Genomic DNA, 16,131 nt, shown 5'->3' on the forward strand with positions numbered 1-16,131 from the left:
TTTTCAGGAGCTGAACATGTCCACCGAAACCCTGTTGAAAACTCCATTGCACGCCTTGCACCTCGAACTGGGCGCGCGCATGGTGCCCTTCGCCGGCTACGACATGCCGGTGCAATACCCGCTGGGCGTGATGAAAGAACACCTGCACACCCGTGAACAGGCCGGGTTGTTCGATGTGTCGCACATGGGCCAGATCCGCCTGACCGGCGCCAATGCCGCCAAGGCCCTGGAAACCCTGGTACCGGTCGACATCATTGACCTGCCGGTGGGCATGCAGCGCTACGCGATGTTCACCAATGACCAGGGCGGCATTCTCGACGACCTGATGGTGGCCAACCTGGGCAATGACGAACTGTTTCTGGTGGTCAATGCCGCCTGCAAGGACCAGGACCTGGCCCATCTGCGCGCGCACATTGGCGAGCAGTGCAGCATCGAGCCGCTGTTCGAAGAACGCGCGCTGCTGGCCCTGCAAGGCCCGGCGGCGGTGAAGGTGTTGGCGCGCCTGGCACCCGAAGTCACCAAAATGACCTTCATGCAGTTTGCCTCCCTGCGCCTGCTGGGTGTGGACTGCTACGTCAGCCGCTCCGGCTACACCGGTGAAGACGGTTTCGAAATCTCCGTACCGGCTGAGAATGCCGAAAGCCTGGCCCGCAGCCTGCTGGCCGAGACCGAAGTGCAGGCGATCGGCCTGGGCGCGCGCGACTCCCTGCGCCTGGAAGCCGGTCTGTGCCTGTACGGCCATGACATGAACACCGACACCACGCCGATTGAGGCCAGCCTGTTGTGGGCGATCTCCAAGGCCCGCCGTGCCGATGGCGCGCGAGCCGGCGGCTTCCCGGGCGCCGACCGGATCTTCACCCAGCAGCAAGCCGGTGTGAGCCGCAAGCGCGTTGGCCTGCTGCCGCAGGAACGCACCCCGGTGCGCGAAGGCGCGGAAATTGTCGATGAACACGGTACGGTCATCGGCAGCGTGTGCAGCGGAGGCTTTGGCCCAACCCTGGGCGGCCCGCTGGCGATGGGTTATCTGGACAGCGCGTTTGTCGCACTGGATACCGAGGTTTCAGCGTTGGTGCGTGGGAGAAAGGTGCCATTACGTGTAAGTAAAATGCCATTCGTGCCGCAACGTTACTTCCGCGGTTGATTGGCTGTTTCTATAAGCAACGAGGTTGCGTTACGTGCACTAAACTGTAACGCAACCGCCATATAACAGTGCACGATTGATAGTCATTGTTATAGAGAATCCCCTATAACAAGTGACCGAGACTATCGAATAAGACAGCTCGACTTTATTCAACAAAGTGTCATCAAACCAAGCAAAATCGGTCTTTTTTGCAGGGCTTGTTTTTTTCATATTAGTTGGCGTAGAGTTTGCCCACTGTGTTTGCATGGGTCGCTTGGAACCTGGACCTGGGCAGTAGCTGAAGTAGTTACGCTACAACCCGTTCGACGTCTCTTACTTTCCTGCAACCCAGCCCAGTACTCTTTCATGTGAAAGGGGCTGTCATCAATTTTTAGCGTCAAAGGAAAGAAGAAAATGGCTGATCGTCAGAGCGGTACCGTCAAGTGGTTCAACGACGAGAAAGGGTTTGGTTTTATCACGCCAGAAAGCGGCCCGGATCTGTTCGTGCATTTCCGCGCTATTCAGGGCAACGGCTTCAAGAGCCTCAAAGAAGGCCAGAAAGTGACCTTCGTTGCTGTGCAGGGCCAGAAAGGCATGCAGGCTGACGAAGTACACGCAGAAGGCTGACCCTTACTGCGACAAAAAGCCCCTGATATGACATCAGGGGCTTTTTTATGCCCGCGATTCCGTAAACTGCACTCTTTGTCCAGAGAGCCCTGCCATGCCCAAACCCCTGCTGAGCCCTCAAGGCGAATTTCCTGCCGTTGGCCTGGGTCGTCGCCTGGCAGCGATGTTCTATGACTTCCTCTTATGCACCGCGCTGCTGATCGTCACCGCGTTTATCTACAAGCTGGTCTGGATTGCCTTCGTCGGCGAAGCGAAGATGCGCACGCTCACCGAATCCGGCGCACTGGACGGTGACCCACTGCTGTCGACCCTCCTGGTGTTCGTGCTGTTCGGCTTCTTCGCCAAATTCTGGACCCATTCCGGGCAGACCCTGGGCATGCAGGTGTGGGGCGTACGCGTGCAGAACGCCGATGGCTCGCGTATCAGCCTGTGGCAGGCGCTGTTGCGCTTTGTGGTGTCGATCGCGTCGTGGCTATGCATGGGGCTGGGGTTTGTCTGGTCGCTGTTCGATAAGCAGAAGCGCAGCTGGCATGACATTTATTCAGACACGCAGTTGGTGCGGATCCCCAAGCAAAAGAAGTAACCATCTGCCAAGTGAAGATCAAAATGTGGGAGGGGGCTTGCCCCCGATGGCGGTGTGACAGTCACCCGATATCTTGACTGATCCACCGCTATCGGGGGCAAGCCCCCTCCCACCTTTACCCAGTTGACCTCAAGTCAGGCGTTGCCGGCGAGCTTGAGGCGCGCCGCCTGGGTGAAGTCCAACATGCGCTTGAGCGGGCGTACCGCATGGGGTATCACAGACGGCTCGACGAAGATCTCGTTGCTACCTTCGCGCAAGCATTGCAACGTGCGCTCCAGGGTATTCATCGCCATCCACGGGCAATGCGCGCAACTACGGCACGCGGCGCCGTTGCCTGCAGTCGGCGCTTCGATAAACACCTTATCCGGGCACAGCTGCTGCATCTTGTAGAAGATGCCACGGTCGGTGGCGACGATGAAGGTCTTGTTCGGCAAGCGCTGCGCCGCGGCAATCAGCTGGCTGGTGGAGCCTACGGCGTCTGCCAGTTCGATCACCGAAGTCGGCGATTCCGGGTGCACCAGGATCGCCGCGTCCGGGTACAGCGCCTTCATGTCTTCCAACTGCTTGGATTTGAACTCTTCGTGGACGATGCAGGCACCGTCCCACAGCAGCATGTCGGCACCGGTCTGGCGCTGGATGTAGGTGCCCAGGTGCTTGTCGGGGCCCCAGATAATCGTCTCGCCGTTATCCATCAGGCTTTCGACGATCTCCAGTGCGCAACTGGACGTCACCACCCAATCGGCACGGGCTTTGACCGCCGCCGAGGTGTTGGCGTAGACCACCACCGTGCGCTCGGGGTGTTGATCGCAGAACGCGGAAAATTCATCCACCGGGCAGCCCAGGTCCAGGGAGCAGGTGGCTTCCAGGGTCGGCATCAGGATACGTTTTTCAGGGGTCAGAATTTTCGCGGTTTCGCCCATGAACCGCACCCCCGCCACCAGCACGGTCTTGGCTGGGTGGGCAGCGCCGAAGCGCGCCATTTCCAGGGAATCGGAAACACAGCCGCCGGTTTCTTCGGCCAGGGCCTGAATCACCGGGTCGCAATAAAAGTGGGCAACCAACACCGCGTCCTGCGCTTTGAGCTCGGCGGCGATGGCGGCGCGCAAGCTCGCTTCCTCATCGGCACTCAGGGCCTTGGGCTGCTTGGCGTCGAGGTGGGCTTGAACCAGTAGGCGTTCGGAGATATGCGTCATGTTCGCAAGACCTGCAGGCGCAGTAGCGCGAAAATCGAGTGTACCACCGGCTCTGGAGCCCTTCGGGCGCCGCCGGACGAAGTGTGTGTATTCATCAAGCACGGGTAAAGATGAGGCTGCGCAAGGCTACAGAATATCGAATGGATTCAAAAGCACTAATCTGGCAGTGCAAGGGCATTTTGCGGGGCTGACGGCGGGAGTCGTGCCCCGCGAATACAGCGGTATTCGCGAGGTGGTGCAAGTGGTCAGGCAAACAGCTTTTGGACATTGCTCATCGCATCATCGGCAAACCCTTGCAGGAACGCCTCGAATGCCGGCACGTCCTCCGGGCCATCGGTGCTGGGCTCACCAATGATGGTCCAGGTCGCCAGGCTTTGATTCGCACCTTGCGGCTCCACTTGCATGACAGCCCACAGGTTGCCGATATTCAGCGACGTGTAAATCAGCGACCAGGTCATGGTCATGCCTGCGTTGTCATGGCTGTTGAGTTGCTCGATCACCACATTGCCGTCCTTAAACAGCTTCTTGCGCACCGAGCGAACGCCCTCCCCTGTCATCTCGATGTGCGACAACGCCGGAATAAACTTCGCGAAACCGGAAAAGTTACCGACGATATTCCACACGCTGCGCGCATCGCCATTGACGGTAACGCTGGCGACCACCGGGTTGCCCACGGGATTGCGCACCAGGGTATCGGGTCCAGGATGTTGCATGAACAGCTCCCTCTTTTGGCTCAGATGAATCAATGTACTTGAGATGCAATTGTGTCATCGAGCCACCCTGCAAATCGTGATCAGCCACGCGTCATTTGCCGCCTGCATGCATTCAATTTTTCGCTTGTTGCCGTAAGGCCAATGCCGCCACACCGCACAGGATCAAGGCGACACAGGACACGTAGAACGCATCGCTGTAGGCCATCAAGTAGGCCTCGCGACGCACGGTGTGCATCAGGCCCTCAAGGACTTGCTGCTGGGCGGGCAACAATTGGTTGAAAATGAATGCTTCGCCGTCCGCCATGCCCGCGCGCAGGCGCTCTTGGAATGACGGGGAAAACAAGGTGATCGACTCGCCGACGCGCTCGGAATGAAAGCGCTCGCGCATGGCGACAATCTGCGTCAGCCCGGCGGTGCCCACGGCCCCACCCAGGTTGCGCAGCATGGAGAACAAGGCCGAAGCGGAACCGGCCTCATCCTTGGCCAGCCCCGACACGGCCAGCACTGACAGCGCCACCATGATCAACGGCTGCCCGATGCCCCGCACCACGGTGGACGGGATGATCACGTTGGCGGCGCTGTCCACGTCCAGGTGCGCGCCGAGATAACAGCCCAGGGCCATGATGAAAAAGCCGCTGGCCACCATCAGCTTGGGGTTGAGCCACTTCATCAGGCGCGGCATGAACGGTGCCAGTACCAGTTGCACCATGCCATAGGCAATCAGGCTGATCCCGATTTCTCGGGCGTTGTAGCCCTGCAATTGGGACAGGTAATTGGGCACCAGAAACACCAGGCCGAACGTGGCCCCGCCAAAGATGAACATCGCCGCGCTCGCCACGCCGAAGTTGTAGCTTTTGAGCAAGCGCAGGTTGATGAATGAGCGGTTGCCGTACAGTTGCGACAGCACGAAGTACACCAGGGCGACGCCGGCGGCCAGTGACATCCACACGATGAAGTCGGAGCCGAACCAGTCTTTGCGCCCGCCTTCTTCGAGCACGATCTGCAATCCACCCAGGCCGACGATCATGGCCAGGATGCCGCCCCAGTCGCCGCGTTTGAGCAGGCTCAGTTGCATGGGTTTGGCATCGATGGACCACGCCACCGCCAGCAGCAGGAGAATGCCGGGGACCAGTTGCAGGTAGAAGATCCAGCGCCACGAATACGCATCGGTCAGCCAGCCGCCGATGGATGGCCCGGCGGCCTGGGCCACGCTGTTGGACAGGGCGAACAGGGCCATGCCCATGGCGATCTTGCTCGGCGGCAGCTCGGTGATGATCAGCTGGAACGACAAGGGGATCAGCACCGCGCCGGCGGCACCCTGGATCACCCGAATGATGATCATCACTTCAAGGTTTGGCGCCCAGGAGCAGGCAATGGAAGCCACCAGAAACACAAACGAGCCCACCAGCATCACGCGGCGCAGGGAGAAAACCTGCACCAGCCAGGCAGTCAGCGGGATCATGACGATTTCCGCGACCAGGTACGCCGTGGAGATCCACGAGCCTTCTTCGAAGGTCGCCCCCAGTGAGCCTTCGATTTCAGGCAGCGCGGCGCTGGTCACGTGCACGTTCATGCCGGCCATGAAGCAGCCGAACAGCCCGCCGATCACGGCCACCCAGGCGCGAAAGGAGACGGTTTTCTCGCCAGCCTCAGTCATGCGCGGCGCCCTGGACAGTGGGACGGGTATCCACCGTGGTGATCACCGACATGCCCGGCAGGATGGGGCCGCCGTCATCGTGCTGATCGATCACGATCTTCACCGGAAAACGCTGCACGATCTTGGTGAAGTTGCCGGTGGCATTGTCCGACGGCAGCAGCGCGAACACCGCCCCCGAGCCGGGCGAGAAACTCACCACATGGCCCTTGAGCTTGCGTCCCGAATAGCTGTCGACGCTGATATCCACCGCTTGCCCGGCGCGCATGTCGCGCAATTGGGTCTCCTTGTAGTTGGCCACCACGTAGGCCTGCTGCAAGGGCACCACCGCCAGCAGCGGCAGCCCCGGCGCGACGTACTGGCGGGTGCGCACCTTGCGCTGCCCCACCACGCCGTCGATTGGTGAGCGGATCAAGGTGTCTTCCAGCGCATGGTCCGCCAGTTTCAACTGGGCCTCGGCCTGGCCGCGCCGGGCTATCTGCTGCTGCAGCGAGGCATCGGCCAATTGGCGTCGGGTAATGGCGACGTTCAGGCGGGTTTCCTGCTGGCGCTGCATCGCCCGGGCAATTTCAACCGCGGCGCTGGCCTGGGTGTAGCTGGCAGCCGCGCTTTCCAGACGTTGGGCGCTGGCGGCATGCTCGCGCACCAAGCCTTCATAGCGACGCTGATCCAGGCTGGCGCGGCGCAACTCCGCCCCCACGCTGCGGGTGTGCGCCTCAGCCTGGGCCACGCCGGCCTTTTGCTGGGCGATCAGGCTGTCGGTGACTTGCAGGTTGGCTTGCTGGGCAGCGATGGAGGCGTGCACTTCGGCCAACTCCGCACGGGCCTGGGCCAAGCGCGCCTGGTAATCGCGGTCCTCGATGCGCACCAGCACATCGCCTGCCTTGACGGGCTGGTCGTCCTCCACCAGCACCTGGGCCACGTACCCGGACACCCGTGGACTGATGGGAATCCAGTCGGCACGCACGTAGGCGTCGTCGGTCTGTTCCAGGTAGCGCCCAACCGTCAGCCAATACACACCGAACGCCACTGCGCCGATCAATAACGCAGCACCACCGAGCAGGATCAGGTTGCGTTTGCGGCGTTGCTTGCGGGCGTGCATGAGTTGTTCGAGCACAGGCTCCTGCTCATCCTGCACAGTGGTTTTTTCATCAACAGCGATATTCATGGCTGGGTACCGGAAAAAGTGACGGAAGCGTGGGTGAGCGCAGCAGCAGGGATGGGGCTGGATTGCCAGCCGCCACCCAGGGCGCGAAACAGACTGATCTGGCGCTGCAGCAACTGGCCGTCGGCATCGGCTTGGGTGGCTTGCAGGCGGACCAGCTCACGCTCGCTGTCGAGCACGTCGAGAAAGTCGATGGAGCCGGCTTCGTAGTTGAACTGCGCCAGCTGGTAGGCGTGCCGACTGCTCTCCAGGGCCTGACTCAAGGCCGCGTGGCGTTGGCGCTCGCCGTCGTACAATGCCAAGGCCTGGCGCACGTCCTTGAGGGCCTTGAGCACGCTGGCCTCGAACTGCGCGACCTCCACCTGTTCAAGCGCGCGAGCCTGGTTGACCCGTGCGCGGTTGGCGCGCCAGTTGGGGAATTGCCAGGTAATCAGCGGGCCGATGCCGAACATCACCGCACTGCTGTCCCCCAGTTCATGGGGTTTGCTGGCAGATGAAGATACGGATGCACCAAAGGTCACCTTCGGGTACAGGTCGGCCTGGACGATATCCACTTGCAACGTGGCCGCTTGCAGCGCTCGTTCGGCCTGGCGGATATCAGGGCGGCGCGCCAGCAATTGCCAGCCATCGCCCACCGGCAGCGCGCCAGTCAGTTGCGGCACCACTTCGCATGTCGCAGCGCCCGAGCCCTGCTCCAGATCAGCCACGCCGGTGAGCATCGCCAGCTCGTACAACGCGGTCTGGCGGCGCGCCTCCAGCATGGGCAGCAAGGCCAGGGTTTCGCCCTGCAGGGCCTGCATGCGGCTGTATTCAAGATCGGTCACCACACCGGCCTGACGCTGGCGATCGGTCAATGCCAGGCTGTGCCCGACCACTTCCAGCGAATGGCGCTGCACCTTGGCGCGCGCGCCCAGGGCGCAGGCATTCACGTAGGCGCGGGTGGTTTGCGCGGCGACCGTGATGCGCAGCAGGTCTTCGGCATCCTGAGCCGCCGCCGCCTGCACCTGCGCCCGTTCGATGCTGCGCTGGACCTGGCCCCACACATCCAGCTGGTAAGCCAGTTCAAAGCCAGGGTTGAAGGCCCACTGCGATGGTGCGTGGCTGTCGGTGGCCTTGGCCAGGGTCTGATCGTCGGCCGTCTTGCCATAGACCGCACCCACTGACGCCTGAGTGGACGGCCAACGCTCGGCGTCGACCTGCCTGAATGCGGCGAGCATCGATTGCACATGGGCCTGTGCCGCCGCCAGGTCGCGGTTGTGCGCCAGCGCTAGCTGCACCAGCGCGTCGAGTTTGGGATCGTTATACAACTGCCACCAACGGTCGGGTAAGGCCTGGCCCGACACACCTTGCGGCAAGCGGCTCAACGCATCGATGCGCTGCGGGTGCGGTTGCGCGGGCATATGGGCCACCCACGAGGAACACCCCGCCAACCAGACGACGGCCACGCCCAGGAGCGAAAGACGGCGGTGCCGCATGGAAAAAGAAGGCGAACCCATCGCAGAAATCCAGAGTGCTGAGTAGAGACGCAGGTTAAGAGAGCACCGCGTTGCTCATCTCCCGAGTTCCAGACAACCATCGTTTCGATTGGGACAACCTGCTCGCGCGCGCTGGATCTTGAGCGCTCGCCGACCAGACGCACGCACGCATGGCCCTGCGCGCAGGCAGGCCATGTCCAGTAGGAAAAGTGTGAGCGCGGGGCCCGATCAGACCAGCCGGCAGTTGCTGGGGGGGTAGCCCACAGTGCGTTTGAACATTGCGGTGAAAGCGCTCGGGCTCTGGTAGCCATGCTCAAGCGCCACTTCCAGAATGGACACACCACAGGCCAGGCGCTGCATGCTGAGCAGCAGCCGCGTGCGCTTACGCCACTCGCCATAGCTCATGCCCAGCTCTTTCTGGAACAGCCGAGCCAGGGTGCGCGAACTCATATTGAGTTGCACCGCCCAGCTCTCCAGTTTCGACTCCTGGGAGGGGTTGTCGATAAAGTCGGCACACAGCGACTTGAGCCGCGGTTCGTCCGGAATCGGCACATGCGCCAAAACCCTCTGTGCCCGGTCGAGTTCGGAGAAGATCAGGTCGACGATCTGCACATGACGCAGCACGGCCGGCTCGCTGTCAGGCGTTTCGGCCGCTGCGATGATCAACTCGCGCAGCAGCGGCGACACGCGGATGACGTGGCATTCCTCGGTCAAGGCACGGTGCGCGCCGGGGGTGATCAGCAACGTGCGCATGCGCACCTCGCCCGTCATGCGGATCTGGTGCTCCTGCCCCGACGGCACCCACAGGGCGTGCCCGGAAGGCACCACCCAGGTGGTGCCGACGACCGATACCAGCATCACACCGTTGATGGCGTAGACCAACTGGCCTTCGTCATGCCGGTGCGCGGCAACGATGTCACCGTGGCTATAGTCACCGGTAAGCGCCGACACTGCGGTGTGCGCGTTCATTTCAGAAAGGCACCGCAGCACTTACCAAGCTGAGCAGGCCCAGGTGCGATGCGCGGTTGAAGGCACTCCTCACCATCTTGAGGGACTCGGCAGTAAACTCCATTTCCTAGCAACCCACCTTGACCAGCAGGTCGAAGAAGCGACGCTTGCGCTCGGTATTCATGGGTTCAACCAGCGCCTGGCCGCCATCACGCATATCGACACCGCACCAAGTCGGCGCCGCAGTCCGCACGACACTGGGCCATTGGCGGCGCAACAAATCGACCGTGGCGAAATGACGGCATTTACCGGAAGGGTCCTTGAGCATCATTTGCTCTCCTTTTTAAAACTGCGTGTCGCCGGGCCCAGGCAACCTTGGGGGGACGCATGCCACATCGGATCCAATAGTAAACAAAAAAAGCTTGACAGGATTGCGAATCTGCGACTGCGATGTGAAAAAAATACCTGAAAAATCAAAAAAAATTAAATGTTGGTGAATTATTCCAATATATTCGCACAGCAGTCATAAAAACCCCAACTTATGGCCTTTAAAAGCTGAAAACTATCGATCTCGCCCTGCGATATCCGTCGTATGGGCACCATGCGGCTGGAAACTCCATTCAACACACGCCAATACCTGTTCTGTTTACCAAAACCGATCGGGGCAATTCGAAAAAAAATAAAAAATATCACTACTTATAGTTGTAAGTAGAACAACGTTAACTACCCGCATTTCCGGGCTCTTAGCACTTGTTTGTGTCACCTTTACACCGCGTCTATTGGCGCCGCGCACGTCGCCGTATCCTTCATGACTTGCATATTCTGAGATCTGGCTATAATCACCCACTCGATGAAAAGACACTAACGATGATCACACTGCGAATGAACATCAAGGCCTGGCAAGCACAGAATATTTCGCACAACTCTGCTGTAGTAAATATTTAACGCGGCAACATTGAGTGCTGCGAACATGACAGGGGGACAGAGGGTGAGAGCAGGCACTATGACGGTTGACTTCGAAAAAAAATTCAGGATAAGATCGGGTTGGATATTTTCCGCGAATAAATGGAATTAGAAATAAAACAAATGGACTGGCTTATGCCAAACGGAGGATATGGTTTTGATTATTTTAGGTATTAACTCGTTTTTTGAGCATCCTGCCGTTGCTCTTATGAAAGATGGAAAGCTCCTCTTCGCTATTGAGGATGAGCGCCTGACTCGAATAAAACATGGAAAATCCTATACCCCGTACAAGACATTCGTGCCCTTTGACTCCATCTACGCGGCATTAAAAGAAACTGGCATCCATGCAAGTCAAGTCGATGAAATTGCTTATTCTTATTCTTCGGATCTGCACCAGCAAGCGCTGACGGAATATGCCCAAGGCACTCGCAAAAGCTCCCAATCCGAAGAAGAGGCTGCCCTGTTTTCGCTGAAAAACTTTCGTGAAGCGCTGAATGGAAAATACGAGCTGCCGAAAAGATATTCAGACTTTCTTCCCGAAAACGGGTTGGCGAATGCAACCTACCGAGAATGGGATCATCACCTGTCTCATGCCGCGTCCGCGTTCTTCTTCTCGGGTCTCAACGAGGCGCTGATCATCGTATCCGACGGCAGCGGAGAAATAAGCTCCACCTCGATATACACCGGAAAAAACGCGCAGATCAATAAGATTGGGTCTGTGGACTTACCGGACTCGCTGGGCTTCTTTTACTCGGATTTCACTCAGTTGCTCGGTTTCGAACCCTTTTCAGACGAATACAAGGTTATGGGACTTGGCGCCTATGGTTCGGACGTCTACAGAGAGCGCCTGGATCAAATCCTGAGGCAGGATGATGATGGCCACTATGTATACGACACCGCCAAACTTGAAGAGCTGAAAGCGTCCGTAGGCCCTCGGTTGTATGGTTCAGAATTAACAGAAAAGGATTTCAACTTAGCCTGTAGCGTGCAGAGAAAACTGGAAAGAGTGCTGGTTGGACTCATCTCGCACTACATTGGAAAAACCGGTCTGAAAGACGTCTGCCTGGCGGGCGGTACTTTCCTCAATGTATTGGCCAATAGCCGTATCGCTGAAATCGACGGCATCGGCGAGGTGTTTATTCAACCGGCCTCGCACGATGCGGGCACAGCGCTCGGAGCCGCTGCCCTTTCCCATGTCCATGCCGGCGGTCAACCGCAGATCGAATATGACTCGATGTTCCTAGGCTCCGAATACGACAGCGAAAGTATCGAAAAAGCGTTGGAACTGAGCAGTTTGACATATGAAAAAATACCGAATGAAAGGATGCCTTCTAAAATTGCAGAAGTTCTTCATCAAGAAAAAATCGTCGGCCTTTTTCGAGGAAGAATGGAGTTTGGTCCTAGAGCACTTGGAAATCGCAGCATCATTGCGTCTCCACGCTCGGCCAAGACCAGGGAGCATTTGAACATCCTAAAAGACCGAGAGATGTTCAGGCCGCTGGCGCCTATCGTAACCCATGAGGAGTTTGACACTTTTTTTGCTGGCACCCGCAACAGATACATGATGTTCACTTGTAAGGCGAAGAAACGGGCGATTGATCTTATCCCGGCCGTCGTTCACGCCGACCAAACCTGCCGTGTTCAGACGATCAACAAAGCGGATGACGAGTTTCTCCACCAGACGCTGAGTAAATTCAAAGAAAAAAGTGGTGTGGCTGTGCTGATTAACACCTCAATGAACGTGAGGGGGAAACCCATAGATCTCACTCCCCAGGATGCGCTGAACTCCTTTTTCACGTCTGGGATTGACTGCCTTGTGCTGAACGATTATTTCATTTACAACCCGACGAAACGGTCTGACAAATGAACAGAGCAGATACGCTACAAATAAATGCATCTGCCTGGAACAAACGGACCCAGGTACATGTCGATTCCGAGTTTTACGCGACGGACAAAGTGCTAAGCGGCACCAGCTCAATACAACAACTCGATAGCGCGCTGTTAGGCAATATTGCGGGATTGAAGTTACTGCATTTGCAGTGCCACTTCGGCCTCGATACGATCAGCCTGGCCAGAATGGGCGCCGACTGCATCGGCGTCGATATCTCAGTCGCCGCTATTGAGAAAGCTACGGAGCTCGCTTCGCAGGCTGGAATCGAAGTCACCTTTTGTGTTGCCGACGCCCAGAGGATAGAACATGTAGTCGTGCCTTCGACTTTCGATATCGTCTATACCTCCTATGGCGTCCTCTGTTGGATAGAGGATTTGTGGGAATGGGCACGGGGAATATCAAGAGCCCTGAAGAGTGGCGGAAGGTTGATACTGATTGAATACCATCCTTTCCTGAATGTCATATTCCCTGGTTGCTTGGCAGGCACAAGTGATTATTTTAATTCATTGCGCGGCAATCTGACCCATTCAACCGGTACCTATACAGACAGAAACAGTGACATAGAATACGAAGAAGTACGATGGGCTCATTCTATTTCAGAGATCCATGCAGCCCTGTCGGCAGCACACCTATCGATTACTCATCTTGGAGAGCATAGCTTCTCGCCCTATCCTATCGTTCCAACATTAGCCGAGTACGATAACAACCTCTGGCGTGAGAAAGAGGGATCTGAAAAGCTGCCCTATCTAATGTCTTTGTGCGCGGTAAAGCCCTGAAAAGGAAGTTAGCATGATTATGGATGATATAGGCAACATTGATGAACGGATACCGATCAAGGTAAATTACCCGGTGACGGCACTTGATTGCTGTGAATATATGTCTTCCCAATGTGGCTCACCGGTATGGGTAAAAAGAGAAGACACACTTGATGTATACGGCTCTGGCCATAAACTACGTCGTCTCAAACATCTCATACCGAGCTTGATGCAAGAGCAGATTGATACGTTGGTTACGATCGGAAGCCTGCAATCCAATCAAACGAAAAGCGTTGCTTATATAGCACATCGTTTGGGCATGCAGTCACATATCCTTTACGGAGGCGATAACCCTCTCGACCTGAGTGATTGCTCAAGTAACTACAAGGTGACGAAAAGCCTCTGTGATCACATTCACTGGAAGAGCGGCGTCGCGTGGAGTGAGTTACCCAATCAGGCCGAAGAACTGTGTCGCCACTTGCGGTCCGAAGGAAGACGAGCGTTGTACATAGCCTCGGGTATAAGCAACGCCGACGCCTTGAACGGATCCATAGAACTGGGCGTTGAGTTATCCTGGCAGCTACCGGTAAAGGCGGGGAAAGCGGTGCACATATTCGTATGCGCCGGATCTGGTATGACCAGCCTGGGGCTGTCAATCGCAGCCCAACTGCTGGGAGCTGATTGGAATATCCATGGAATCTGCATCGGCGAAACCCGCAGGCAGCTGGAAAGCCGCGTTAACGCACACCTTCAACGCTGGGCCAGTTCGAAAGGTGCGCGGTTCCACACGAACAACATCACGTTTCACGACGCCTATGCAAATGGTGGTTATGGAAAGCATACCGAGAACGATATTGAAACGTCGCTGACCATCTTGAAGGAAGAGGGAATCTTCCTGGACATGACCTATATGTTGAAAACCTTCAAAGGAATGAAAGGCGTTCTTAAAGAGCGAAAGCAAGATGACTCAATAGCCGTCCTTTTGCACTCAGGAGGCACCGGCGATTTTTTTTAATGGACCTCGGTGAACCCCATGACAATCGATACGTTGCTGACGGCAAATATGGGTCGTGAGCGCAAGTACTCTTCCAGTAGAGAAAAAACCTTTGAGCACTTGGTAGAGCAGCTCACTCGGTGCTTTTTTCAAAAAAACCGCACGCCTGTCCTGATGCAAGACATCGAAAAGACCCTCGTTGAATTCGGGCCCGCCGGGGTCGATTTCGCCTTGGTAGATATTATGCAAAACGAGCAGGTATTGGCCGAAATTGCCAGTCGAAGCTATCTCCAGGGAAACGGATTCTACAAAATCGTTTTAATAGAGAATGAACATTTCAATCTGCGATTTCATCTCTATCTTGAAGGGATCAAAGCCCAAGAGAATATACATAGCCATCGTTGGTGGTTCGCATCGCTTGTGACCCTTGGCACCCTTAGATCAGAGGTGTGGGTAGACTCAGCAAGTATCGACGCTCACTGTTTCGAAGAAATCATCTATACCGGAAAGAGAAACGCGTTCATCCCAGTTGGAGACAGCTCCCTGGAGCTTCAGGACACACAGAAGCTTCGCCGCGGAGAGTCATATATCTGCCCCACTGACACGCTGCACCGCGTATTGGCGAATGGGAATGAGGGTGTTTCTGCGACGCTGATATGCCGTGCCAAAAAGTGTAAGGGGTGGTCTAGAAACATTGTAAGTAGCGGCCGCCATCCTGACCTTGAAGCTGAATACCTAAACAGCAAAAATCTGAAAGATCTTATCGCCCTCTATTTGACACGTTCCCAATAGGTGAAAAAATGTCCAACATTGATTATTGGAAAAAAATCCTTTTGCAGAATGACCAGGCTAAAGGCGCTATTTCTCTGGTACCTAGCGAAAACGCTCTTTCGCCAATGGCCAGAATGCCCTATGCAATGGATTACCAATCTCGCTATTTCCTCGATGATCAGCGGCTGTTCGGATATTGGTGCTTCCCTAATGGCGCGCGTATTGGTGAGGTGGAACATGAAATATTGCTGCCCGGACTGAAGAAACTGACCAAATGCGAATACGTCAACGTACGCCCGATATCGGGATTGAGTGCGATGACTGTCGGCATTGCGGCTCTGACGGAACCGGGCGACACGATTTTTTCGATCTCCCCCAACGATGGCGGGCATGCCAGCACCGGCTTCGTTATCAACAAGATGGGGCGGCGACAGATCGATATAAAATTCTGCGATGTCGACACCATTGATTTGGGCATATTTGAAGAGGATATCGCCAAATACAGACCCAGCATGATCTACCTAGATCAGTCCACGTTCCTGTCACCGATTGATTGCGGGCCCTTGAAGGACGCAATCACCAGAGCGGGGCTTAAAAGCCTGGTGCTGTACGACGCAAGCCATACCAACGGCCTGATCTTTGGTGGTTGTGTGGAAAACCCTCTGGACCAGGGAGCAGACGTCTGGTGTGGCTCTACCCATAAAACGTTCCCCGGGCCGCAGAAAGGAATCATTTGCACGCGAAATTCTGAGGTGTACAAACATATAGAAAAAGCAGCTGACCACCTCGTCAGCCATCATCATTCGGCCAGCATCGTCTCCCTGGCGATCACAGTGGATGAATTCATCAATTGCGGCGGGACCGAATATGCCAATCAGATTGCGGCGAACGGAAACGCGTTTGCGAGATTATTAAAGCAACTCGACTACACAGTACCGATGCCTGCGGATGAAAAACATGTTCATCAGGTCTGGTTTGGCGTGCCCCACGGTACCGCGCAGATCAATAACAATAAATTATCTTCTGTCGGCATTGCAGCAAATTGGGTAAATAGCCTCCCAGGTAACCAGGGTCCGGGCTATCGGGTTTCGCTTGCGGAAATCACCCGACGCTCGGCGAACGAAGATGACGTAGGGAAATTGGTTGCACTGCTGGATCAGCTATTCAGGACAGAGTCAGAAACGCTCCCTACCGCGTTGTGTGAGGGACTGGGCTCTCTCTCTTGGAAACTCCGACAGACAGCCTACTGCTATGCCCCTCAACTCATCGACCTGTGATG

Annotated in this window: 14 protein-coding genes and 1 pseudogene; 8 read left to right on the plus strand and 7 right to left on the minus strand. The window is 56.6% G+C overall.

All coding sequences use genetic code 11. The annotated features are described in order from the left end of the window. Positions 1-16 precede the first annotated feature (16 nt). The 3 genes from gcvT to C4J94_RS21440 all read left to right on the plus strand — a co-directional run bounded on the left by gcvT (position 17) and on the right by C4J94_RS21440 (position 2,330). The gene (gene gcvT / locus C4J94_RS21430; protein ID WP_124387960.1) at positions 17-1,141 is read left to right on the plus strand and encodes a glycine cleavage system aminomethyltransferase GcvT; all 1,125 of its coding nucleotides are present in this window, start codon (positions 17-19) and stop codon (positions 1,139-1,141) included. 393 nt (positions 1,142-1,534) lie between these two features. Then, positions 1,535-1,747: a cold-shock protein gene (locus tag C4J94_RS21435; protein ID WP_049711759.1), complete on the plus strand. Its 213-nt coding sequence runs from the start codon at positions 1,535-1,537 to the stop codon at positions 1,745-1,747. A 94-nt stretch (positions 1,748-1,841) separates the two neighbouring features. Beyond that, positions 1,842-2,330, plus strand: coding sequence for an RDD family protein (locus C4J94_RS21440; protein ID WP_124387961.1), 489 nt, complete (start codon positions 1,842-1,844; stop codon positions 2,328-2,330). A 134-nt stretch (positions 2,331-2,464) separates the two neighbouring features. Here C4J94_RS21440 and nadA read toward each other — a convergent pair whose 3' ends face one another. From nadA to C4J94_RS21475, 7 genes and pseudogenes are all read right to left on the minus strand, one after another. Next, the gene (nadA, locus tag C4J94_RS21445; RefSeq protein ID WP_124387962.1) at positions 2,465-3,523 is read right to left on the minus strand and encodes a quinolinate synthase NadA; all 1,059 of its coding nucleotides are present in this window, start codon (positions 3,521-3,523) and stop codon (positions 2,465-2,467) included. A 245-nt stretch (positions 3,524-3,768) separates the two neighbouring features. Then, on the minus strand, positions 3,769-4,236 hold the full coding sequence (locus C4J94_RS21450) for an SRPBCC family protein (protein WP_124387963.1): 468 nt from the start codon (positions 4,234-4,236) through the stop codon (positions 3,769-3,771). A gap of 112 nt (positions 4,237-4,348) precedes the next feature. Further along, on the minus strand, positions 4,349-5,893 hold the full coding sequence (locus tag C4J94_RS21455) for an MDR family MFS transporter (protein WP_124387964.1): 1,545 nt from the start codon (positions 5,891-5,893) through the stop codon (positions 4,349-4,351). Next, positions 5,886-7,058, minus strand: coding sequence for an HlyD family secretion protein (locus tag C4J94_RS21460; RefSeq protein WP_124387965.1), 1,173 nt, complete (start codon positions 7,056-7,058; stop codon positions 5,886-5,888). The genes C4J94_RS21455 and C4J94_RS21460 overlap by 8 nt, the downstream gene beginning before the upstream one ends. Next, positions 7,055-8,551, minus strand: coding sequence for an efflux transporter outer membrane subunit (locus C4J94_RS21465; protein WP_124387966.1), 1,497 nt, complete (start codon positions 8,549-8,551; stop codon positions 7,055-7,057). Before C4J94_RS21465 ends, C4J94_RS21460 begins: the two co-directional genes overlap by 4 nt. 207 nt (positions 8,552-8,758) lie before the next feature. After that, positions 8,759-9,499 carry a helix-turn-helix domain-containing protein gene (locus C4J94_RS21470; protein ID WP_124387967.1) on the minus strand — a complete coding sequence of 247 codons (741 nt, stop codon included), beginning with the start codon at positions 9,497-9,499 and terminating at the stop codon, positions 8,759-8,761. 112 nt (positions 9,500-9,611) lie between these two features. Beyond that, a pseudogene (locus C4J94_RS21475) lies at positions 9,612-9,809 on the minus strand (2-isopropylmalate synthase); the annotation flags it as partial. A 783-nt stretch (positions 9,810-10,592) separates the two neighbouring features. On the opposite strand from C4J94_RS21475, the gene C4J94_RS21480 reads away from it, so the two are divergent. Genes C4J94_RS21480 through C4J94_RS21500 form a run of 5 tightly spaced genes read left to right on the plus strand, consistent with a single transcriptional unit; the run spans position 10,593 to position 16,129 of the window. Then, entirely contained in the window at positions 10,593-12,308 is a 1,716-nt protein-coding gene (locus C4J94_RS21480) for a carbamoyltransferase C-terminal domain-containing protein (protein WP_124387968.1), read from the plus strand. Beyond that, positions 12,305-13,108: a class I SAM-dependent methyltransferase gene (locus C4J94_RS21485; protein ID WP_124387969.1), complete on the plus strand. Its 804-nt coding sequence runs from the start codon at positions 12,305-12,307 to the stop codon at positions 13,106-13,108. Before C4J94_RS21480 ends, C4J94_RS21485 begins: the two co-directional genes overlap by 4 nt. Positions 13,109-13,121: 13 nt before the next feature. Continuing rightward, entirely contained in the window at positions 13,122-14,102 is a 981-nt protein-coding gene (locus C4J94_RS21490) for a 1-aminocyclopropane-1-carboxylate deaminase/D-cysteine desulfhydrase (protein WP_124387970.1), read from the plus strand. A gap of 18 nt (positions 14,103-14,120) precedes the next feature. Beyond that, a complete protein-coding gene (locus C4J94_RS21495; protein ID WP_124387971.1) occupies positions 14,121-14,873 on the plus strand; it encodes a hypothetical protein in 753 nt (250 codons plus the stop codon). An 8-nt stretch (positions 14,874-14,881) separates the two neighbouring features. Beyond that, positions 14,882-16,129, plus strand: coding sequence for a hypothetical protein (locus tag C4J94_RS21500; RefSeq protein ID WP_124387972.1), 1,248 nt, complete (start codon positions 14,882-14,884; stop codon positions 16,127-16,129). Positions 16,130-16,131 lie beyond the last annotated feature (2 nt).

It is taken from the genome of Pseudomonas sp. R5-89-07, assembly GCF_003851685.1.
Lineage (GTDB): Bacteria > Pseudomonadota > Gammaproteobacteria > Pseudomonadales > Pseudomonadaceae > Aquipseudomonas.